At 52.0% G+C, this 22,089-nt stretch carries 18 protein-coding genes; 7 read left to right on the top strand and 11 right to left on the bottom strand.

Annotation, left to right across the window (positions count from 1 at the left end; genetic code table 11):
* Positions 1-2 precede the first annotated feature (2 nt).
* Both ACYVH9_RS09090 and pafA read right to left on the bottom strand, forming a co-directional pair.
* Complete coding sequence (locus ACYVH9_RS09090) at positions 3-1,613, bottom strand: alpha-amylase family glycosyl hydrolase (RefSeq protein WP_460635989.1); 1,611 nt, start codon at positions 1,611-1,613, stop codon at positions 3-5.
* Positions 1,614-1,817: 204 nt separating this feature from the next.
* A complete protein-coding gene (gene pafA, locus ACYVH9_RS09085; RefSeq protein ID WP_460635988.1) occupies positions 1,818-3,479 on the bottom strand; it encodes an alkaline phosphatase PafA in 1,662 nt (553 codons plus the stop codon).
* A gap of 101 nt (positions 3,480-3,580) precedes the next feature.
* Here pafA and ACYVH9_RS09080 point away from each other — a divergent pair, with 101 nt between their 5' ends.
* On the top strand, positions 3,581-4,309 hold the full coding sequence (locus ACYVH9_RS09080; protein ID WP_460635987.1) for a fatty acid desaturase: 729 nt from the start codon (positions 3,581-3,583) through the stop codon (positions 4,307-4,309).
* A gap of 49 nt (positions 4,310-4,358) precedes the next feature.
* Here the strand turns inward: ACYVH9_RS09080 and ACYVH9_RS09075 are convergent, their stop codons facing one another.
* Positions 4,359-5,333 (bottom strand): polyprenyl synthetase family protein, encoded by a 975-nt coding sequence (locus ACYVH9_RS09075; protein ID WP_460635986.1) that lies wholly within the window; start codon positions 5,331-5,333, stop codon positions 4,359-4,361.
* A gap of 173 nt (positions 5,334-5,506) precedes the next feature.
* Here ACYVH9_RS09075 and ACYVH9_RS09070 point away from each other — a divergent pair, with 173 nt between their 5' ends.
* A complete protein-coding gene (locus ACYVH9_RS09070; RefSeq protein ID WP_460635985.1) occupies positions 5,507-6,424 on the top strand; it encodes a patatin-like phospholipase family protein in 918 nt (305 codons plus the stop codon).
* A 95-nt stretch (positions 6,425-6,519) separates the two neighbouring features.
* Here ACYVH9_RS09070 and ACYVH9_RS09065 read toward each other — a convergent pair whose 3' ends face one another.
* From ACYVH9_RS09065 to ACYVH9_RS09055, 3 genes are all read right to left on the bottom strand, one after another.
* The gene (locus ACYVH9_RS09065) at positions 6,520-7,083 is read right to left on the bottom strand and encodes a hypothetical protein (RefSeq protein WP_460635984.1); all 564 of its coding nucleotides are present in this window, start codon (positions 7,081-7,083) and stop codon (positions 6,520-6,522) included.
* Positions 7,084-7,225: 142 nt separating this feature from the next.
* Complete coding sequence (locus ACYVH9_RS09060; protein WP_460635983.1) at positions 7,226-7,687, bottom strand: GNAT family N-acetyltransferase; 462 nt, start codon at positions 7,685-7,687, stop codon at positions 7,226-7,228.
* 232 nt (positions 7,688-7,919) lie between these two features.
* Complete coding sequence (locus ACYVH9_RS09055) at positions 7,920-11,219, bottom strand: TonB-dependent receptor (protein WP_460635982.1); 3,300 nt, start codon at positions 11,217-11,219, stop codon at positions 7,920-7,922.
* A gap of 664 nt (positions 11,220-11,883) precedes the next feature.
* Between ACYVH9_RS09055 and ACYVH9_RS09050 the strand changes: the two genes are divergently transcribed.
* The gene (locus ACYVH9_RS09050) at positions 11,884-12,654 is read left to right on the top strand and encodes an alpha/beta fold hydrolase (protein WP_460635981.1); all 771 of its coding nucleotides are present in this window, start codon (positions 11,884-11,886) and stop codon (positions 12,652-12,654) included.
* Positions 12,655-12,740: 86 nt separating this feature from the next.
* Here ACYVH9_RS09050 and ACYVH9_RS09045 read toward each other — a convergent pair whose 3' ends face one another.
* The gene (locus tag ACYVH9_RS09045) at positions 12,741-13,319 is read right to left on the bottom strand and encodes a nitroreductase family protein (RefSeq protein WP_460635980.1); all 579 of its coding nucleotides are present in this window, start codon (positions 13,317-13,319) and stop codon (positions 12,741-12,743) included.
* 120 nt (positions 13,320-13,439) lie between these two features.
* Here ACYVH9_RS09045 and ACYVH9_RS09040 point away from each other — a divergent pair, with 120 nt between their 5' ends.
* Positions 13,440-14,141, top strand: a complete 702-nt coding sequence (locus tag ACYVH9_RS09040; protein WP_460635979.1) for an SAM-dependent methyltransferase — start codon at positions 13,440-13,442, stop codon at positions 14,139-14,141.
* Between the two features lie 18 nt (positions 14,142-14,159).
* A complete protein-coding gene (locus ACYVH9_RS09035) occupies positions 14,160-14,801 on the top strand; it encodes an MBL fold metallo-hydrolase (protein WP_460635978.1) in 642 nt (213 codons plus the stop codon).
* A 6-nt stretch (positions 14,802-14,807) separates the two neighbouring features.
* Here the strand turns inward: ACYVH9_RS09035 and ACYVH9_RS09030 are convergent, their stop codons facing one another.
* A complete protein-coding gene (locus ACYVH9_RS09030) occupies positions 14,808-15,017 on the bottom strand; it encodes a hypothetical protein (protein WP_460635977.1) in 210 nt (69 codons plus the stop codon).
* A 167-nt stretch (positions 15,018-15,184) separates the two neighbouring features.
* Between ACYVH9_RS09030 and ACYVH9_RS09025 the strand changes: the two genes are divergently transcribed.
* Together ACYVH9_RS09025 and ACYVH9_RS09020 are read left to right on the top strand one after the other, a co-directional pair.
* Positions 15,185-16,120 (top strand): alpha/beta fold hydrolase, encoded by a 936-nt coding sequence (locus ACYVH9_RS09025; RefSeq protein ID WP_460635976.1) that lies wholly within the window; start codon positions 15,185-15,187, stop codon positions 16,118-16,120.
* A 2-nt stretch (positions 16,121-16,122) separates the two neighbouring features.
* Entirely contained in the window at positions 16,123-17,151 is a 1,029-nt protein-coding gene (locus ACYVH9_RS09020; protein WP_460635975.1) for a glycoside hydrolase family 130 protein, read from the top strand.
* Positions 17,152-17,257: 106 nt separating this feature from the next.
* On the opposite strand, the gene ACYVH9_RS09015 is transcribed toward ACYVH9_RS09020, so the two are convergent.
* The 3 genes from ACYVH9_RS09015 to ACYVH9_RS09005 all read right to left on the bottom strand — a co-directional run bounded on the left by ACYVH9_RS09015 (position 17,258) and on the right by ACYVH9_RS09005 (position 21,861).
* A complete protein-coding gene (locus ACYVH9_RS09015; protein WP_460635974.1) occupies positions 17,258-18,031 on the bottom strand; it encodes a lytic transglycosylase domain-containing protein in 774 nt (257 codons plus the stop codon).
* A gap of 456 nt (positions 18,032-18,487) precedes the next feature.
* Complete coding sequence (gene recQ / locus ACYVH9_RS09010; protein ID WP_460635973.1) at positions 18,488-20,620, bottom strand: DNA helicase RecQ; 2,133 nt, start codon at positions 20,618-20,620, stop codon at positions 18,488-18,490.
* A gap of 11 nt (positions 20,621-20,631) precedes the next feature.
* Positions 20,632-21,861 carry a carboxypeptidase-like regulatory domain-containing protein gene (locus ACYVH9_RS09005; protein ID WP_460635972.1) on the bottom strand — a complete coding sequence of 410 codons (1,230 nt, stop codon included), beginning with the start codon at positions 21,859-21,861 and terminating at the stop codon, positions 20,632-20,634.
* Positions 21,862-22,089: the final 228 nt, after the last annotated feature.

Here is a 22,089-nt window from a genome sequence, read left to right as displayed (position 1 = left end):
TGTTACTTATTCAATCGAACAATAATTCCTTCATCTCCGCCCAAATTGATGGTTTCGCCAACGGTTTGCCCTTCCAGTTCCGGATACGTTGCCACCTCAACCACCCCGCTGAGCGAAGCATCTTTTGCTTTAAAGTACACCGGCCGGTGACTTAAATTTAAGATAATCAGAAACCGGTCAGCGTGGGCCGCCTGACGAATGTAGGCAATCAGCTGCGTGTCGGCGTACACCGGTTTATAATCGCCCACCATCAATGAAGGCTCTTTCTGACGCAGCAAAAGCAGCCGACGATACAGCGAAAGCATGGAATAGGGGTCATCTTTTTGGCTATTTACATTTTCGCGGGCAAAATTTCCGGCCAACCGAAGCCACGGTTTGCCGGTGGTGAAACCAGCATTTGTAGTGGCATCCCACTGCATGGGCGTTCGGGCCGGATCGCGGCTCAGATTCTTATCCGGCATGTTCAAGCCCTGTGGGTCCTGCACTTCTTCAACCGGTATGGGCACATCCCGCATCCCAATTTCCTCGCCGTAATAAATGGTGGGTGTACCACGAAGCGTCAGCAGCAACATGGCCGCTACCCGAGCCTGCTCACGCCCGACACGGCTGGTAATCCGGGGTTGGTCGTGGTTACCAAGTACCCAGTTAGGCCAGCCACCCGTGGGCAAAACGCCTTCGTACTGATCAATGGCAGCGGCAATCTGAGGAGCCTCCCAGGGCAGTAGTAGCAGTTGAAAATTAAAGGGAAGATGCGCACCTTTTCCGTCAATACCGTAGTAGGTTACCAACTGATGAACCGGCAGGTAAATCTCGCCGATCATGAGCCGTTCGTCGTACTCATCCAACACGTTTCGCATCGCCAGCACAAGCGCATGAACTTCCGGCTGATCGGTTGAATAAACCGGCAGCCGTTGTTCATAAGTAGCCATGTGCGGCTGGTAATCCGGATTTACGGGATTGTCGCGAAACTGATCGTCTTTGATCATGTGCCACATTACATCCACCCGAAAACCGTCGACGCCTTTATTCAGCCAGAACCGCATGACATCAAACATGGCTTTTTGAACCTCCGGGTTCCGCCAGTTCAGGTCGGGTTGTTCTTTCAGAAAAGCGTGGTAGTAGAACTGACCGGTGGTTTCGTCCCACTCCCAACCGCTACCGCCAAAAACGCTGAGCCAGTTATTGGGGGCCGAACCGTCCGGGAGCGCATCGTGCCAGATGTACCAGTCGCGCTTCGGGTTATCGCGGGACGAGCGGGACTCCAGAAACCAGGGGTGCTGATCGGATGTATGATTCGGCACCAGATCCAGAATCAGCTTCATACCCCGTTGGTGAACCTCCCGAAGCAGCGTATCAAAATCGTCCTGCGTGCCAAACAAAGGGTGGATGCCCCGGTAGTCGGAGATATCGTAGCCAAAATCGGCCATCGGAGACGGATAAATGGGCGAAAGCCAGACTGCCGTAACCCCCAGCCACTGGAGGTGATCCAGCCGAGTAAGAATGCCCGGCAGATCACCGATGCCATCGCCGTTGCTATCCTGATACGACCGGGGATAAATCTGGTAAATGACTCCCTTCTGCCACCAAAGATGGTCGTTCGAACCCTTCTGCATACCGTTTGTAGGCCAATTGTTAGTAGAATAGTTCAGATGGCACGTCGCCACTGCTACTTCTGTAACACCCTGAATAGGCAAAAAAGCCCGAAAACCGATTGTACGGCACTCTTTTAAGCAGGCACACTGTAAAAAGAGTCAAACAAAAAGGCCAAAACCGTAGTGCTACGGTTTTGGCCTTTCTTTAAGCCCGTACCAGACGGTTTATTTGATGGCTTCAAACACCGGATCACCAATGTTTCCGGTGGGTTCCAGAATGTGCAGAAGCGCCGAAACCGTCGATGCAATATCCGATATATGCGTCCGGCGCATGGTTTCGCCGGGTTTGATGCCCCAGCCATAAAACACCAGCGGCACGTGCGTATCGTAGTTGTACAGGGTTCCGTGGGTTGTTCCACCGCGACGGGCACCTTGCAGCCAGCCCGGCTCCGTTACCAGCAACACGTCTCCGCTCCGCTTGGGGTTGTAAACGTTACGCAGCAACGGCAGCCAGTAGGTTGGCACCGAATTGGACGACACATCGTGCAGGTTGACCACGTTCTGGATACCCTGTTCTTTCAGCAGCGCCAGCCGGAGCACTTCGGTCACTTCCGCCATTTTCACCTTCTTCTCGCGCATCAGGTCATGATTCATGTAAATCTGGCCGTTCGAATTGCCGACAAACCATTTACCGGGTCCAAAAGCATCCACCAGCGCCTTGGTTGTTGCGGCCGAGATCTGTTTTCCCTCCACAAAATCGCCCGGCAGGTTCATGCTCTGCGAATACAGCGGATTGTCCACAACACCGTGGTCGGCCGACAAAAACGTGAAATAATTTCCTTTCCCAACCTGAGCATCCAGCGCCGTCAACAGCTCGGCCATGATTTTATCCAATCGCAGGTATTCATCCTCGATTTCGATGGATGACGGGCTGAACCGGTGGCCAATGGCATCGGGCGATGAAAAACTGACGCAAAGGAAATCGGTTTCTGTGCCCTTTCCCATGTTTTCCCCTTTTAACGCGGCCAGGGCTACTTCTTTCGTTAATACGTCGCCAAACGGGCTGGTGCGGAGTGCTTCGTACTTGCTCCCCAGCGATGCCACGGCCTGGTGCGGAAATACGGATTTCTGTTCGCCCGCCAGCGGGTTTTCAAACGGCGTATCATCCACGGTGCTTTCAATGTACTGATCAATCGGCAAAACCGTTTCCCAAGCCTGCGTCAAATACTTGTCGGCCAGCTTGCGGGCGTTAAAGTCCTTGGCCCACTGTGGTTGCTCTTTCATGTAAAAGGTGCTCGAAATCCAGCTCCCATCTTTCGAATCGAACCAGTACGCAGCATTGGCGGCATGTCCGGCAGGCAGAATGGCACCCCGGTCTTTCATTGCAATTCCGATCACTTTGGAACGGCCCTGCGTCGCAATTTTCAGTTGATCCGTAACCGTCGAAACCAGCAAATTGCGCGGTGACATCTTTCCGGACGACGTAGCTGTTCCGCTGGCCGATACACCTGAAACGGTAGAATCTTCGACGCAATACACGTCGCGATCCAATCGCCGGTCGTACCAGTCATTGCCCACCATACCAGAAATAGCCGGGGCCGAACCCGTATATACGTGGGTATGACCCGGGGCCGTAATCGTGGCCGCGTAATGATAATGATTGTTGCGGGCATTGAAGCCGTCGCGCATCATTCGCTTGAATCCTCCTTCACTGTATTTGTTGTAATAACGATACAGATAATCGTAGCGCATCTGGTCAACGATAATGCCAACCACCAATTTCGGGCGACTCAGCGTCGTTGGCGCACCGGCGACTTTTTTAGGGGTAGTTTGAGCAAATACCAGGGAAGGTGCGATCAGAAATGCCGCAAAACGTAGTAATTTCATACTAAATTTAAAAACTGTTTAAAGTTAGGTCGGGTTACCACCCCAAAAGTAGTGAACATTTCTGGTACACGTGCCGTTAGAGGGTGAAATGAAGATGAAAGATGGCGTCAGTTATTGCATTTAAACCCGCACACATCGGGAATCGGGGAATTTATGCTGCCGCAGCCATTCTGCTGAGCTGGTTTGGTATGCTCGCTTTTCTGCTGAACTTGCCGATTGACTGGAAAAACCCGCTGGTTTATCTGTTTGTCCTGATCCAGACGCACTTGTATACCGGCGTATTCATTACGGCTCACGACGCCATCCACGGCGTGGTTGCCCCCCACAACAAGCGGTTGAATTACTGGATCGGTTTTCTGTGCACAACGCTGTTTGCGTTTAACAACTACAACCGGCTCAGCCGTAAGCACCACCTGCACCACCAGCACGCAGCCACCGGCAACGACCCTGATTTTCACGACGGCAATCCGAACCTGGTGGCGTGGTATTACAGCTTTTTAAAGGAATATATTTCCGTTGTTCAGATTGTCCTGATGGGCATTACGTACAACATCCTGCAAATCTGGTTTCCGGTCGAGAATCTGATTGTTTTCTGGATGGTGCCAGCCATTCTGAGCACGTTCCAGCTTTTCTATTTCGGAACCTACATGCCCCACCGTGGGGAGCACCATAATCCGCCCCACAACGCCCGCAGCCAGCAACCCAACCACGTGGCGGCTTTTCTGAGTTGTTATTTTTTCGGTTACCACGCCGAGCACCACACCTGGCCGTACCTCCCCTGGTGGAAACTCCCGGAAGCGCGGGAGCTGGAGTTAAAAAGTAAGCATTAAAAGGCTGACGCATTCTGTGCGTGCTCCGACGAAGCTCTTACATTTAACTCTATTTGCTCCGTTCGATGGTGTATTGAACGAGTTGTTCGAGGGAATTGCGGTAGGATGAATCGGGCAACGTGAAGAGCAGGTTTTTGGCTTCTTCGACGTAACGCGTCATGACTTCGGTGGCGTATTGAATGCCGCCCGACTGCTTCACAAAATCGATGACTTCTGCCACCTTTTTCGGGTTTTCGCTTTCGTTTTTAACGATGTTGATGATCCGGCGTTTTACGCTCCAGCTAGCTTGATTCAGGGCGTAAATCAACGGCAGGGTCATTTTCTTCTCCTTGATGTCGATCCCGAGTGGCTTGCCCACTTCAACATCGCCGTAGTCAAACAAATCATCTTTGATCTGAAACGCAATGCCTACTTTCTCCCCAAAAAGCCGGGCGTTTTCGATGATTTCAGCCGTAGCACCCACCGAGCGAGCCCCCACGGCGCAGCAAGCGGCAATGAGGGTGGCGGTTTTCTGACGGATGATGTCAAAATAAATCGCTTCGGTAATATCCAGCCGCCGGGCTTTTTCGATTTGCAACAGCTCGCCCTCCGATATTTCCTTGACGGCCCGGTTGATCAATCGCAGAAACTCAAAGTCTTCGTGATCAACCGCCAGAAAAAGACTGCGGGAAAGCAGGTAATCGCCCACCAGCACCGCAATTTTATTTTTCCACAAAGCATTGACTGAAAAGAAACCCCGGCGGTAGTTGGAGTCGTCTACCACGTCGTCGTGCACCAGGGTTGCCGTATGAATCAGCTCGATCAGGGCAGCTCCCCGGTAGGTCGATTCGTTGATCTTACCACAGACGCCCGCCATCAGAAACACAAACATGGGCCGCAGTTGCTTGCCTTTCCGGCGTACAATGTAGTTCATGATCTGATCCAGCAGCATGACTTCGCTCTTCATAAATTGCCGAAATTTGAGCTCAAATGTTTCCATTTCAGCAGCAATCGGCGCTTGTATGTCCCGGATCGATAGTGGCATCAGTGCAATCAGTCCATCGGGTTGGATGAACCGTATTCAGGCCGCAAGTATACCACTGAAATGCGAACTTCGGGGCAAAACTTTAAAAATTTATGAATGATGAAGTATGAACGATGGCCAGAAAACCGTTAATTGAGCTTTGCATTCATCATCCATACTTCATTATTCTCTTCATGCGTGCACTTGTATTAGGTGGCGGTTCGCTCAAGGGCGCCTTTCAGGCCGGTGCCATTCAGGCCATTTTGGAAACCGGTTTTGAGCCCGAAGCCATTTACGGTATTTCGGTTGGTAGCCTCAATGCGGTTTTTCTGACGCACGAAGCGGGTAAGCAATTTGCCGAACACGGAGTCATCAACTGGCCCCTGGCTGGCCGACGGCTGATTGAGTTCTGGATTCGAAACATTACAAAGCCCGAAGATGTGGCCGAAATCCGTTCGCGCCTGATGATGGGGTACAACACCCTAATGAGCCGTTTTGACGGTTTGCTGGACAACGCTCCGCTTCAAAATCTGATCCGAACGGCGATCAAACTCCCCACCTTAATCAATAGTCCCGTTAAACTGAAAGTGGGGGCCGTCGATATCATCAAGGGCGATATGGTGTATGCCAGTAACAATGACGACGCCATTCTGGATTATGTGATCGCCAGCAGTTCACTGCCGTTTCTGATGCCCGCCGTATGCATCGGCGGTGACCAGCAGAAGATGTTTCTGGATGGCGGTTTGCGAGAAGTTGCTCCCCTGCGGGAAGCCATCGACGACGGTGCGACCGAACTGATTTGCGTGGCCTGTCACGCAAAGCGGATTTTCACGGAAAAATTCAACTACCGCAGCCTGCTTAATCTGGTAGAACGGGTCAAAGACATTACCGTTAATCAGATTGTTAATAACGACATTGCCTGGGCCGAACGTTGTGTTGAACGTGAAAAGCTGCACGGTCGCGATATGGAGCTGACCGTCATTCGTCCGCAGGAACCGCTTTACCTTAATCTGATGCGGTTTTCATCCGATGATATCGGGCGGCTCATTGTCCAGGGCTACCAAAATGCGACGGAAGTGCTGCGAGCCGCCGGTGTAGAACGCAAAGTCTAAATACCGTATTCATACTCCACTTTCACCCTCATTAAAACCGTTAAAAATGACAAAACCACGCCAATGCCAGCGTGGTTTTATCCTAAAACTGTCTTTTACTTGATTCGGAAGCCAACACCCAGGTTGACGCTATACCCGTCGGCCGGAAACCGGTTTACCTGCTGACCAAAATGCTTCTCAGCCAGGGCATTAATCGACCAGCGTCGGCTTAATTGATACTGTCCCCCCAGCCCAACATTCACCATGCCGTAATTGAGTTCTGCGCGATACCGCTCCAGGCGGGAAATGGTGGGCGATTCTTCAACGAAGCGATACAAACCGTAATTCGTTCGACCGTAGAAATACCCCGCCTGGCCATAAAGGGAGAAACGGTTTGTCCGCAGAAAATGGTACTGGGTCATCAAACCCGCCCCCAAATAGTTATCACCATCGGATCCGTTGTAATTATACCGACCTTCCAGGCGCAAAGCCCAGCCTTCTTTTAGAAAATACTGCGCATACGGCGTAGCCCGCAAATAACCGCCAACCGAATTGCCCCAACCCGCTCCAACTCCCAGGCCAACCTGTACCTGCCCCTGCGCTAAATCGGGTTGCGTAGTCGCCTGTGCTTGGCTAATCAAGGGCAACAAAAGTCCGGCCACTAGCAAATAGTGTTTCATCGTCTTACTGTTGAATGATTGAAAAGCAAGATATACCCAGCTTCGTTAGCGAAAAGCCTTGTTAACGTCTTTTAACGAAAGGAAGCCCTTAAGTGCTAAATATACTTAATTTTAGGAGCCTACGGATCGAGTTAGACTGCGATCAAAGGATTAACTCAAAAATTAGTTGATGTTTGCACTGAATCCGGTTTTCCCAGATCGGGGCAGGGTAAGCCCGCAAAAAGTGGTTGTAGTTGACGTCGATTAAATCAAAACCGTGCTGCTGATACAGCGCAATCTGACTAATTCCGGAATTACCGGTTTTGATAATCAGCCGTGATAATCCCTGCTGCCGGGCGGCTTCGGTGGCATACGTCAGCAACGCCTTACCCAGGCCCTTTCCCTGAAACGCTGGCTCTACGGCAATGTTCACAATTTCACCGGCATCGTCTTCGATCTGCAACAAACAGACTCCCAGCACCGGCTCTTCCTCCTTGCGTTTCAACAGGTAAATCAGACTGGTTGGCAAATACGCCCGAATCAGGTCCGGATTTTCATCTGCCAGCAACAGTAGGTTCCAGGGCAGAGCGTCATTTGGCCTGGCTTGTTCAATTATATAGGTCATCGTTCTTCATGAAATACCGATTGGATACTGTTGCTTAACAGCATCGTAAATCGACCAGTAATCGAATTTCTCATAATTGAAGTGAAACAGGGCGTTGCTTGATTTCGCCCCTAATTACTGGAAATATACGTTGAATGCATCATGTATTCGTGGATGTTTTTTGAACGGTTGGCCACAAAAAAACCGGGTCCTTTGCAGGACCCGGGAGTACTTGATTTATTCTGAGCGGAGCTTAAAAGTTGTACCGCAAGCCCAGCTGCATCCGCCACGTATTGGCAATATCGAAATAGTTACGATATGGAGTAGTTGGCAGAATGGTCTGGTTGTTCTGATTGATTGTGATCATGTTGAAGCTTGGCACACCAGCCGCCGTTACACCCGCTACGTTCAGCAGCGCGTAGTTGTAAAGCGAACCACTGTTCAGCTCCTGACGAATCCCCCAGTTGGAGTTCAGCAGGTTACCCGCATTCGTGATATCAACACTGAATTGCAGGCTATGGCGTCTCGGACCTACGTTGGTGAAGACATCCTGCAACAACCGGAAGTCGAAGCGGTGGAACCAGGGCAGGATACCGGAGTTACGCTCTACATAACCACCTTTGGCGGCTTTCAGCGCCGGAACATTCTCAACGAACCGGTCGTAGGCTTCGCGCTGTTGCTGGGCCGTGAAGCGAACCGTTCCGCCACTCACGATATCCACAAAGTTCAGTTCAGAAGAGCTGTTTGGCACATACAGCAGGTCGAGGCTCACCCCATCCCGGTTGATATCGCCGTTGTACGTGTAAGCAAATCGACCCGCGCTGGTTCCCTGATAGAACAATGAAACCGTTGTAGCCAGGTGCTTGATGTACTCGAAACGGTACGACAGGTTACCCACCAGACGGTGCGGCAGGGCGTATTGCGACTGACCGAGCAGCAATTCGTTGGGATCGTTGATGGAGTAGTTGTTCGACCAGGCTGAGTTAGCCGCCGATCCCGGGTTACCCGTTACATCTTTAGCTGCCGTATAGTTGTAGAAGAACGAACCATACAGACCTCTCCGCGCGGGCAGCGATACGCCCAACGTAGCAGCGACAGAATGTCCTTTGCTGGTGTTCGACAGAACTGGCACGATTGGCCCGGTAGCCGGATTGTAGGTTGCGTTGGCCGTACCATTCCAGAAGTCCCGATTGTCACCCGAGTAATTCAGCGTCTGCGTAGCCCGTTTCCGGTTGGCATTGTACTGGTACGTGGCGTTGATATCTTTCGTGTAGATCAGGTCGAAGCTGGCGACGAGCGGAGTACCGGGGATTTTGTAATCGGCACCGATATTGGTTCTGAAAACCTGCGGCATCCGAAACTCGGGATCAACCAGAGCAACCGTTCCGGGGGCATTGGCACCCGGGGTTTTCGGGAAACGGTTGGGCAGGCGGTTCACCCAGTAGTACGGATCAGCATTCAGACTGGTGATTTCGGCCAGCGTAGCCGCGTTCACCGGTTCGAAGGTATTTTGCAACACGCCGGAGTTGGTTGGCATGTTCGTAAACCATACAAACGGAATCAAACCCGTGAAAATACCGGTTCCTCCGCGCACTTGCAGGGTCCGATCCCCAAACACGTCGTAGTTAACCCCAACGCGTGGAGAGAACAGGGGCCGCGATTTCGGCCATCTCGTTGTGTTAAAGGTTGTCTCATTGCCGTTCTGATCGAGCAACCGCAGGGCGTCAATAGCCGGGTTGTTCAACGGTTTATCCAGGAACAGCGGCATGTCTACCCGCAAACCGATGGTCGTATTCAGGCGCTCATTGATCGCAATCCGATCCTGCGCATACAACCCGGCCAGACCGAACTTAACTTTTGCCCACGTATCGCTCTGGAATGGATACGTAACCCCATATACCGAAGGAGCGCGGTCGTTCAGGAAGTCCTGTACCGAATTAAACCGGTAATATGAGGTCCCCATCCGTACGTAGCTATTGTCGAAGTTCATGATCTCGAAGCTGGCCCCCGCCGTGATGGTGTGTTTGCCAGCCTGGTAGGTCAGGTTATCGATGAACGAGAAGTTACTGTTCTTCAGTCCGTTGTTATACGAGAACAATTCCGTTCCGAACGACATGTAGTTCCGGCCATCTTCCCAGATATCCACAAACGGGAACAGCGAACCGGGCGTTGAGCGCGTCGACTCAATGTAGCTGTACGTGGCCAGGAACTGGTTTGACAGTTTCGACGAAAAGTTGCTGTTCAACTCGGCCGTTACCGAACGAACCACGTTTTTGAGCGCGTAGTTGGCATTTTCGAACGAGATCGACTCAGAGCTGATCCGGTTGGCACTCGACCGTGGGTTAGGTCCCGAGTTGTTGTTCGTACCGGCATCGCTCGTTCCCACGACCTGGTTGTAACGCAGCGTCAGTTTATGCTTGTTGCTGATGTTCCAGTCCAGACGACCCAGGAATTTGGTGCTCAGGTTGGCGTATTGATTGGCGTAATTTTCGTAAGCACCCGGATCGTAACCGTATTTGCTTTTCAGGTGAGCACTCACCGCTTCCAGGTCAGCTACCGTAGTCCGGGCAACACCGGGACGACCCGCGTTATCACCCCGGTTGGCAACCCATACGTTACCCGGGAAGACGTAATTTTCGCGCTCAAAGTTGGCGAAAAAGAAGAGCTTGTTCTTGATCAACGCTCCACCCAGCCGGGCGCCATACACTTTGTTGGACGATTTCGACTGCTCGGGCAGCGCTACACCGGCCACTTTGGTGCCGTTGAAGCTCTGATCCCGGTAAAAACCGTAGGCCGAACCGGTCAACTGGTTGGTTCCGCTCCGGGTAATGGCGTTGATACCAGCCCCCGTAAAGTTGCTCTGACGTACGTCATACGGCGCAACGTTCACCTGAACCTCTTCGATAGCATCCAGTGAAATAGGTTGCGCATCACCACCCGGCAGCAGATCGTTGCTCAGACCAAAACCGTTGGAGAACGTCGCTCCGTCAATCCGAACGTTGTTCAGACGCGGGTCGCGACCGGCAAAACCCGTTCCGTTGGCCTGAGGAGTCAGCCGCGTAAAATCCGTCAAGCTCCGGCTGATGGTCGGCAGCGACGTCAATTGACGGGCGTTGATGTTGGTCGAAGCCCCCGTCCGTTCGTTGTTCAGAATCGAGTTGCTGGCAACGACCTGAATTTCGGCCAGTTGTTGCGAGCTTTCGCCCAATTTCTGATTTAATACATACGGTTCACCCAATACGAGCGTAATGTTTTGCACGACCTTGGGTTCGAAACCCACAAACGTAATTTCTACGGTGTACGGTCCGCCCGTCCGCATCCCTGGGATGGTAAAACGGCCCGTATTCTGGGTAGTTGTACCATAAACCGTTCCTGAAGGAACGTGTGTTGCTTTTACCGTCGCACCGGGCAATCCCTCGCCTTTATCGTCGGTAATTAATCCGTTGATTGAAGAATTTGTAACCTGTGCTAATGCTTTGTGACTATCAAACACACTGAAAATCAGCACAAAAGCCACCACTACCATCTGAAACCACAGTAGTCTTTTACACATAATTTCTGTTAATTTGGTTAAACTGATCTGAAAAGCCCTCAGTTGCCTGGAGCCAACTCATTACAAAGAAACAATATTTTTTTTTGCGGCCCAAGCCTTCGTTCTTAGTAAAGTACTATAATCCTATGCACTCAAACCGGGAATCTCCAAAAACTCCATAAATCTGTTTTTATCGTTCAATTTCGGTCTGTTAATTTTTTATTAAGAAATCATCCAATGCCTTCTCTTTTTTGTAATAACTACACACAACACACTTTTAATCAACCACTTATTTAGATCTTACGCCGGCACAGCACCTGATAATTCTTATTGACCAGAGCCATTCCTTTCAGCTCCAAAAAATAGAAAAGAGAAAATTAGTTAGCGGTTATTTTTCTTATCCAATGTATTTTACTAAACGGAAATATACAAACGAGTCAGTAGGGTTGCCCGGTCGACTATATAAGGAAAGTGATACCCGAGACAGCAAAAGTTGCAGCGTACTACTTCCAACTTCAAAGCCGGAAAATACCGTCAGAAGTACGACAAATCACACGTGGGAAATGGTGCGCAGCCTAACATTCCTACGTTTCCCCGAATAAAAGCCTTATTTTGCGAAGCAGCGGAACCCGTTTCCGCCGGGTTTTAACTATAAATCCCGGGCTACGGTCCGGGGGTACGTGGCATGAAACTTTATTATCGACAGACCGGCGAGTCCGGGACACCTATTATCATTTTGCACGGCGTTTTCGGCTCGTCCGACAACTGGCTGACCATTTCGAAAACCATCGCTGAGCACAATCACCGCGTTTTTCTGGTCGATCAGCGCAACCACGGTCGCTCTCCGCGCAGTGAAATATTTGACTACAGCGCCATGGCCGCTGACTTAATGGAGTTCATCAACGACCATCAGCTGGAAAACCCGATCGTTATCGGTCATTCCATGGGCGGCAAAACCGTTATGCAGTTTGCCATGAATTATCCCGGACAATTCAGTCGGCTGGTGGTGGTCGATATTGCACCCAAGTCCTACCCCATTCACCACGCTGAACTGATCAGGGGTTTAAAAGCCATTGATTTGAGCACGCTGAAAAGTCGGAACGAAGCCGACGAAATCCTGAGTCAGTACGAGCCCCTGGTCTATGTGCGTCAATTCCTGCTCAAAAACCTCTACCGGACCGAAGAAGGTCAATTCGACTGGCGGCTGAACCTGCCCGTCATTGAGCAGGAATTACAAGGGATTGGTGATGAGCTGCAACACGTCCGCTCGGTGACCGAACCGACGCTGTTTATTCGGGGCGCTAAATCGCGGTATATCAAGGATGAAGATGAAGCGGAAATCAAACGGATTTTCCCCAATAGCACCCTCGAAACCATTGAAGACGCCGGCCACTGGGTACAGGCCGAAAAACCGGATGAATTCGTAGATGTTTTGATGCGGTTTCTGGGAAAATAGCCATGAATGATCAACGGTGCGTTATGAATTACCTACCAGCTTTCTGATTTTTAATTCATAACGCACCGTTGATCATTCCTAATTCACTACTCTTCAATCCAGGTCAGTTTTTCTTCGATGGGCTTCCGAACAGCCGGTTTTTCTTTGCCATCATGATAACCCATGAAAAACAACCCAACGCACTTCTGCGATGGACTCAGGTTCAGAAATTCACCCAGCAGGTCCAGGTTACCCGGTGTGCTCCAGTAAGCGCCCACGTTCAGCGCCGTGGCCGTCAACCACATGTTTTGCACGGCGCAGGCCACAGCCGCCAGCTCCTCCCATTCCGGAACTTTGTCGGAATGCAGTTGCATGTTCACCGCGATCACGCAGGAAGACCGCAGAAATTTGGAACGAGTACCCTCATATTTTCCTTCCGAAAAAGACGCGGGTGGGGTTTGTGAGCGGTACAGATCGCCCATGAAATCAGCCAGTTTTTGCAGGCCTTTTTCCCGAAAAATGGTAAACCGCCAGGGTTGCGTCAGCCGGTGAGTCGGCGCAAAATTGGCATTGGCGACAACGGCCTCCACCACTTCCCGGGGGACTTGCTTGTCACTATATTCAGGCGGAAAAATGCTGCGACGGGTACGAATAATTTCGTTGATTGTTTCAAAAGGAGTTTGCATGGTACTTCACGAACGAGATGAATAATTATACTGCAAAGCTACCCAATGATTGAACACCATTTCAATTATATGCGTCATCTTGTTTAGGTTTGCAGTCCACACAGTGACAACTCGAAGAAAATGCCTACGCTTTATCTTATTCCAACGGTTTTGGCCGAAAATACCGTCGACCAGGTTTTATCCCCCCAAATTCGGGAGGTGATCGGGCACACGAAGGTGTTTTTTGTTGAAAACGTTCGTACGGCCCGGCGATTTATCAGCAGCCTGAAAACGGGCGTGGTCATTGACGAACTGACGTTTTACGATCTCCACAAAGACACCCCCGAAACCGATACCCGGCAGCAACTGCAACTCCTGCAACAAAACCACCAGGACGCCGGTATTTTGTCCGAAGCGGGATGCCCCGGTGTGGCCGATCCGGGGGCGGTAGCCGTTCGGCTGGCTCACCAATCGGGCTGGCAGGTACGCCCGCTGGTCGGACCGTCTTCCATTCTACTGGCCTTGATGGCCTCCGGCATGAGTGGCCAATCATTCGCTTTTCACGGTTATTTACCCGTTGAAAAACCGGCTCGGATTCAGCAAATCCGGCAGTTGGAACAAGACGCCCGCAAGCGGCAGCAAACCCAGATCTTTATGGAAACGCCGTACCGTAACAACCAGTTGCTGGCCGACATTTTGGCTACCTGTCATCCAGAAACCCGGTTGTGTGTGGCCTGCAACCTGACCGCCAGCGACGAACTGGTCCGGACGCTCAGCATCCGTGAATGGAAATCACAAACGCCGGACTTACACAAAAAACCCAGCCTTTTTCTTCTTTTGTAACGCTTTCCCTTCCGCCCTATGGTCCAGGTAAAATCCTTTGTTTTCAGCCCACTTGCCGAAAATACCTACATTCTATACGACGAAACCCGCGAAGCCGTCATCATCGATCCCGGTTGTTACGAGCAATACGAGAGAGATGAATTGGCGGGTTTTATTGAGCAAAACGGCCTTAAGCCCGTCAAACTTCTCAACACCCACGCGCATATCGACCACGTGTTGGGCAACGCGTTTGTCAAACAAAAATACAGTCTTGAGCTGTACCTGCACGAGGATGACCTGCCTGTTCTGCGGTCGGCCAAAATTCTGGCTCCGCACTACGGTTTAGCGGGCTACGAAGAAACCGAAGTTGATCATTTTCTGAAAGCAGGCCAAACGGTTGCATTCGGGAATGCGGAACTCGAAGTTCGGTTTGTACCGGGCCACGCGCCGGGACATGTCGCTTTTGTCAACCATGCCGACCGGTTTGTCGTGGGAGGAGATGTGTTGTTTCGGGGTAGCATCGGCCGGACCGATTTTCCACTATCGGATCATGAAACCCTGCTGCGCAGCATCCGAACACAGCTGTACACCCTACCCGACGACTTTACGGTTTACGCCGGGCACATGGATCCAACCACCATTGGGCGGGAGAAGAAAACCAATCCTTTTGTCAGAATGTGACGGTGGTTACACAGGCACCGACTGCGAACCGGCAGAACCGATGGATACGCCGGTTCCCGGTTCGGTATCATTCCCATCGGTGCCTTCGTCGGGTTCAAGCGTATCGTTTGTATCTTCCTGCGGTGCATCGGGCGGATTCATCAACTCCGGTCTGGTTTCCAGTCCGATCGCGTCTTCGTGTCCAGATTCATCAATTTTTTCCGGGCGGCTTTCCATACGTAGTATAGGGTGTGTTTACTCAATAACCGAGGCATTTCCGGAATGTTTGCCCCGTTTTTATGTTTATATACCAAATGGATAAGGTTACGGAACGGTTTCGGTCCAACGCACCATCCACCCATCGTTATCCAAACCTCAGCACGGAATCGGTCGTTATAAGGAGTATGAAGTTATTTTTGCGCGTCCTTCAATGGACTTTCATTGTCATTATTGTTGTTTTTGCCGGGTTGCTGACGGCAGCTCATTGGATAGAATCCCGCGACAGCGATGAGGAGATTGTCGAAAAGTTTCGGGATGGTCCCGTTCACCCGGTCGTTCATCGCTATACGGTTAATGACCGCACCATCCGGTACATGGAAACCGAGGAAGCTGGCCAGGACTCCCTACCGGTGGTTTTGTTCGTACACGGCGCTCCCAGTTCGTCGTCCTTTTTCTCGAAGTTTTTCAGGGACACCACCCTGCTCAATCGCGCTCATCTGGTAGCCGTGGATCGGCCGGGTTACGGCTATTCCGATTTTGGGCGTGTCGAAACCTCGATTGTCAACCAGGCCAGGCTACTTCAACCCCTAATGGATCGCTACCGCAAGGCGCCATTTCTAATGATTGTCGGTTCGTCGTACGGCGGCTCAGTTTCGGCCCGGTTGGCGATGAACAATCCGAATGAAGTAGACCACGTAGTTTTTGTGTCCTCGGCTTTAGGACCCGGACTGGAGCGCACCTATCCCATCAGTTACTTCATCGATAAGCCGCCCCTGCGCTGGTTGATCCCGCCCCTGCTGCTGCTCGCCAACGATGAAAAACTGGCGCACCGCCAGGCTCTGACCGAAATTCTGCCCGACTGGTCGAAAATCAAAGCGGGTGTCACCTTCCTGCACGGTCAGCGCGACGAGCTGGTATACCCCACCAATGTGGCGTTTGGCCGTTCGCATCTCGTCAATGCCGAATCCAAGGAGTTTCTGTTGCCCGAAAACCGTCACGATATTGTGTTCAATAAGCGGGAATATATGACCCAGATTATCGTAAATATTCTCAATACCTACGCCCGTTCCAATAAACCGGTCCAGTCCTCGCCCAAAGAGTACATGACTTCCGCCCATTGACCATGAAAAACCACCAACTCCGCCGTTTGTCCGACCAACCGATTTTATCCGCTGCCGATGTCAAACCGTCGCATCCGCACTTTCAGGTTCTGGGTGCCTTCAACCCGGCAGCCTGCCGTTTTGGGAACGAAACTCTGCTGTTGCTGCGTGTGGCCGAAGCCGTTGAACCGCGCCCGGGAACAATCCAGGTACCCATCGTTCAGGAACTCGGTGGCCAGTTCCAACTGGTTATCAAAACCTTCCCTGAGCCAGAAGGTGACTACGATCCACGCGTGGTGCAGATCGGCGATCAGGCCTACCTGACTTCGCTGAGTCACCTGCGACTGGCTCGTAGCCAGGATGGCATTCACTTCACAGTCGATGAAAAGCCGTTCATTTTTCCGGAACGGGCCGACGAATCGTTCGGGGTGGAAGACGCCCGGATTACGTTTCTGGACGGTCAATACTGGATTACGTACACGGCCGTTTCGGAAAATGGCCCCGGCGTTGGCCTGATTGTCACCAAAGATTTCGTTTCCTTCGAACGAAAAGGTATGGTACTGCCCCCACCCAATAAGGATGCCTGCCTGTTTCCGCAAAAAATAAACGGTTTTTACTACATGCTCCATCGCCCCATGGTTTCGGATATCGGCAAACCGTCGGTCTGGCTGGCCCGTTCACCGGATGGCATCCACTGGGGCGACAATCGGTTTTTGTTCGGAGCCGCCGGAACACCCTGGGAACACCTGAAAATTGGAGCCGGTCCAGAGCCGATCCTGACCGACAAAGGCTGGCTGGTTTGTTACCACGGGGCGAGCATCAATCACGAATATTCACTGGCCCTGGCCCTGCTCGACCGTGATGACCCGACCAAGGTACTCGATCGTTCGACTGCCCCGCTGCTGACGCCCGATCTCGACTGGGAACGGGTGGGTTTCTTCCCGAATGTGGTTTTTTCGAATGGCTGGGTGCAGCTGCCCGATGGCCGGATTCTGGTCTACTACGGGGCTGCGGATTATTGCGTGGGTGTAGCGGAGTTGGTGCGGGTTTGACTCACGCGACTATAACCAGTATCAATTGGCGTGTTAGCGGAGTGCCGGATTACCAAACAAAAAAGGGACGCAAGCGTCCCTTTTTTGTTTTCCTGACGAATCAGTTCTATACCCAGTCCCAATCAAACAGGGGCTGAATCTTACGCTTGGCCTTCAGAAAAACCTGATACAAACGCGTACGGCGGAATCGCAGCACGCGGATGCCCAACAGGGCCGTCATGGCCATTGGTGCCTGCGTAGCCGATGCCGTCATGGACGCAGAACCGCCATCAGCCGGATCGGCATGCCCCTCGGCTTCGCCCACAATCTGTGCCAGGGTTTCCTCCAGCAAGTTGCGGCTGCGCGGCCCCCAGGTTGGTTCGGGTTCTACCCCCGGCTCCGAACTTGGCTGTACGAAGGGCAGTACATCAGGTCGGAAATGCTCACCTGGCAGCGGTTTTGTCAAATCAGCCAGCACGGCGGGTTTCAGCATATCGCTGTACATCCGCGGGCGCGTCAGCAGTTCTTTGTACGCCAGCACCCGGTACAGGTACGTGCTGGTTTCCCGATAAAGCCGCAGGTTGTAATAGCTCCGGATACCCTGCTGATCGATGCGACGCTGTACGTGGGTTACACCACTGTTGTAAGCCGCAGCCACCAACGTCCAGGAACCCAGTTCCTGATGCAACTCGCGCAGGTAGCGGCAGGCAGCCACGGTCGATTTTTGCAGATCCCGGCGCTCATCACGTCCTGATCGAACAATCAGGCCGTAATTCCGGGCGGTTTGGGGCATTAGTTGCCAGTAGCCACCCGCTCCTTTAGGGGAGGTACTGGTTCCGGACAAATCACTTTCCACCAACGGCAAATACTTAAAATCCTTGGGAATCTTGTACTTAGCCAAAATAGGCTCAATAACCGGGAAGTAAACTACCGCCCGTTTCCGGAGCCGAAGCAAATAATCCCGGTGCCGGGATTGTTGTAATAAGACCGTTACCCATCGTCTGGTAACTTTAGATTGTTTAAGGGGAACATACTCCCCGCAAAATTGGACCGGCTGTAAACTTTGAATGGTTGCGGTTCCTGGCAGCCTTACACTGACGGTGCCATTGGTGTGGGACGTGAACTCTCTTGAATGGACGTCCTTCGCTGTCGCAAAACCGATTGGTTTGAGAGCCGACAGCAGCAGAAATACACTAGCTTCTTTTATCAAAACAGACTTATTTGTTGTTTACGTCAACACGACGGTCACGGTTTAATAAAAAGTCGATTCTACGAAGATAGTTGATTATCTGCACTTTACCAATTATTGGTTCTTCTAAAATTACTAAACGGCCAACCTACTAACGCCATAGACCACTCAGAGAATTCGTCCTGAAAGTGCCGCAACGATTCGAATTTTGGTGTAATCATAGCGCCCCTGAAGCGCTTCAAAAACGGGTTTTAAAACGTTATTATCAATACCAACCCGTTCAATTGCCCGCTCAATATCAAGGCGTTCGGCCGTAGTTACCAGCGCAGCCAGGTCGACGTCATAACCGTTATTTGCCAGATAGACCAGGTGCATCCCGATGGTGGATGCGGAGAGCTTCCGTTCGTCGGCAATTTCGTTGATGGCCATGCCCTGTTGATAAAGATCGTAGGTCAGCAAATGTGTCGCTCCCTTTAAGGTAGTTCCCTCGCGGGCCTGCCCGGTCAGAAAGGCGGCAATTTCCTGCATAAACGGCTTTCCGAATACCTGGAGCTTCCGCTCTCCCACCCCACTGACGTTCCGGAACGCGTCGGGCGTGGTGGGGCGAAGGCGGCTCATCTCCTCCAGGGTCGAATCCGTGAAAATCACGTACGGCGGTACATTCTGCTCATCGGCGAGCTGTTTCCGCAAACTCCGTAACCGCTCGAACAGGCCGTCGCGTGCCGCTTCGGTTTTGGTTTTGGGCTTCTGTTCGGTTTTGAGCTGGGCGGCTTCTTCCGGTTTGATCAGTTCAATTTTCCGGCCTTCATACAGCACGGCACTGGCCAGAATACCCCGACGCAGGCAATAGTGATCGTCGTAAGCGATTTCGATCACGCCAACGTTAATGAGCTGGTGCAGGTAACTCCGCCATTCGTCAAACTTCAGATCGCTTCCGGCGCCGTAGGTTTTGATCAGGTGGTAGTTGTTTTGTAAAACCGTCTGGTTGCGCGACCCCCGCAGCACGTCGATCAACGTGTTCATGGGTACCTGCTCTTTCAGCCGAATCAGGGCCGAGAGCGCCTTCTGGGCCAATACCGTTCCGTCGAACATCACCCGCGGGCTCTGGCAAACATCACAGTTTCCGCAGGGTTCGCCCAGGTCTTCCGAAAAATAACTCAGCAAAATCTGCCGCCGACACGAGTGGGCCTCAGCGTATTGCTGCATCCGCTCCAGTTTGGCCATCTGCAAGCCCAGGTTGGCGGGAGCGTTTTCGGCCAGCATTTCCTTCCAGTTGGCCACGTCGGCGAAGCTATAAAACAACAACGTTTCGGCCGCCAGCCCGTCGCGCCCGGCCCGCCCGATTTCCTGATAAAAGCTTTCCAGGTTTTTAGGCATGTTGTAGTGAATCACCCAGCGCACGTTGGATTTATCGATGCCCATTCCAAAGGCAATCGTTGCGCAAATGATGCGGACATCATCCCGCACAAATTCTTCCTGCGCCTGCGCGCGGCTTTCGGCGCTCATGCCCGCGTGGTAAAAACCAGCCCGGTAGCCTTTTTCCTGCAATTTGGCCGCCAGACTTTCCGTTGATTTGCGGCTCTGACAGTAGACGATGCCGGCCTGATCGGGCTGTTGCGCCAAAAACCGCTCAATCTGCTGGATTCGTTTTAGCCCCGGCAGTACTTTCAAACTCAGGTTGGGCCGGTTAAAAGAGGCCACAAAAACCGCCGGATCGCTCAGGTTCAACTGATTTACGATGTCCTGCCGGGTCAACTTGTCAGCCGTAGCCGTCAACGCCACCACAGGCACATTCGGAAAGTGATTCTTCAGTAAATTCAGTTGCGTGTATTCCGGTCGAAAATCGTGCCCCCAGGACGAAATACAGTGGGCTTCATCGACCGCAAAGAAGTTGATTTGCAAGGTATTCAGGAAAACAAAAAATGCTTCCGACAGCATTTTTTCGGGCGATACGTAGAGCAGTTTTAAGCGACCCGCCTGGCAATCCTGTTCAATCTCCCGCTGCTCGCGATTGCCTTGTGTACTGTTCAGGTAAGCCGCCGGAATACCGTTCTGCAACAGCGCTTCAACCTGATCTTTCATCAAGGCTATCAAGGGTGAAATGACCACGCAGACCCCCGCTTTCATCAGCGCCGGGATCTGAAAGCAAACCGATTTTCCTCCCCCCGTTGGCATGAGCACCAACGAATCACGCCCGGCCAGCAACGTCCGGATGATCGACTCCTGCATGGGTCGAAACCGGTCGTAGCCGTAGTATTGCTTCAGAAAATCAACGGGTTGCATCGTCTCTGTTTCGTTCATTATCGTTGTTTCTAGTTCTTCAAATTTAACTGTTCCGCTTTTGTCGGGAACACCGTATTGAAATGCCCCCAAAACCGTTCGTCGTACGTTCCCGGTTGCCGGGGCAGGTTTTCAGTCGTTGTCAGCAGCTCGGTTTCCCGAACGGCCTGTCCATTGGATCGACCGTATTCCGTGGTAACAAAATGCAGTTGAATCGAGGCCAGTGCCGATTGACTGGCAGCCTGTACAAACTGCGTTTCCAGCACCAGGCGCGAATCCTGCAAAAACCATTTGCCGTTGAGCTGGCGGTACTGGCTGTGGCTCGCTACCCGTTTTACTTCTTTTTTTGACCGCCCGGTCAGGTTATCGAACACCGATTTCAAACTGGTTTTCAATACCTCTCCGGCGGCTTCGGGCGTAAACTCGTACGCCAGCCGCACCACGGCCCGGCTGGCCGTATCAATCAGGATTTCGCCCGTTCGGGCGGCCCGCACCCGCCGACCCGCTACCGGAACAAATTGCATCCGATACGCGGGTCGATTGTCGAATTCGGTCAGGAGGGAATCCAGCCTGAATTCATAATCGTTCAGATGCTGACCACTCAGGTAATCCGGTGGGCCCAATTCCATGCTCCGGGTCACCAGGGCGGCTCCGTTCGGAAACGCGTACCCATCCAGCATCTTCGGCAACGGCTGGTGCGCGCGCTGGCGCCCTCTGATCAGCTTCACTTTTTCCGGCCATTCAGTTTTGGCATTGGGCAGTTTTTCCACCTTCAGAACCGCTTCCCGAACCTGCCAGCAAGTTGTATCGACTGAAAGCATTTCCCGGTAAAAACCGTTCAGCACCGTAGGCGTGGTCTGAAAGTTTGCCGAAATCGACTGCCAGGCCGACAGAACCAGCGAACGCGCCTTCTCCGGCTCACGCAACGACGTGCTCACCAGCGTCTTCGTCGCAGTTTTCAGCCGTATCTGAACCGTATCGGTTGATGACAAATCCGTCAAATTCCGCTCGCCATTTCGGTACCCAACTGCCGAGATCGTCAACTTTTTCTGCGCATCAATTTTGGGGTATTTTAATAAGAAATACCCTTCCGCATTTGCCAGCGTTCCCCAGGCTTTACCCGCAATACTGACATACGCAAATTCGACCGGCTGGCCCGTTGCTTCATCGAGCACGCGTCCTTCCATTTGTTGATACCCTTGTGCCCAGGCTCCACTCACCCTCGTCAGGACGAGAAAAATCGCTATAAAAAACCGCTTCATTCCGGTTACAGAGAACGCAGAATCTGATTTGTGGGGCCTTCCAAACCAAATTCCAATGTCAAAAATACAACATTCAGCCCGCTTGTCCCAGTATAATCTGGCCGCAAATTCACCGTTGCGTGCACAAAAAATAACAAATACCGTACCCACCCTTCACTGTCTCCAATCGGACAACGAATAAAACCGGGCAGCCAGCCATCGGGTGAGGAATCAGCTCCGGCACGAACC

This window comes from Larkinella harenae (assembly GCF_054780515.1).
This window is presented reverse-complemented; position numbering and strand designations above follow the sequence as displayed.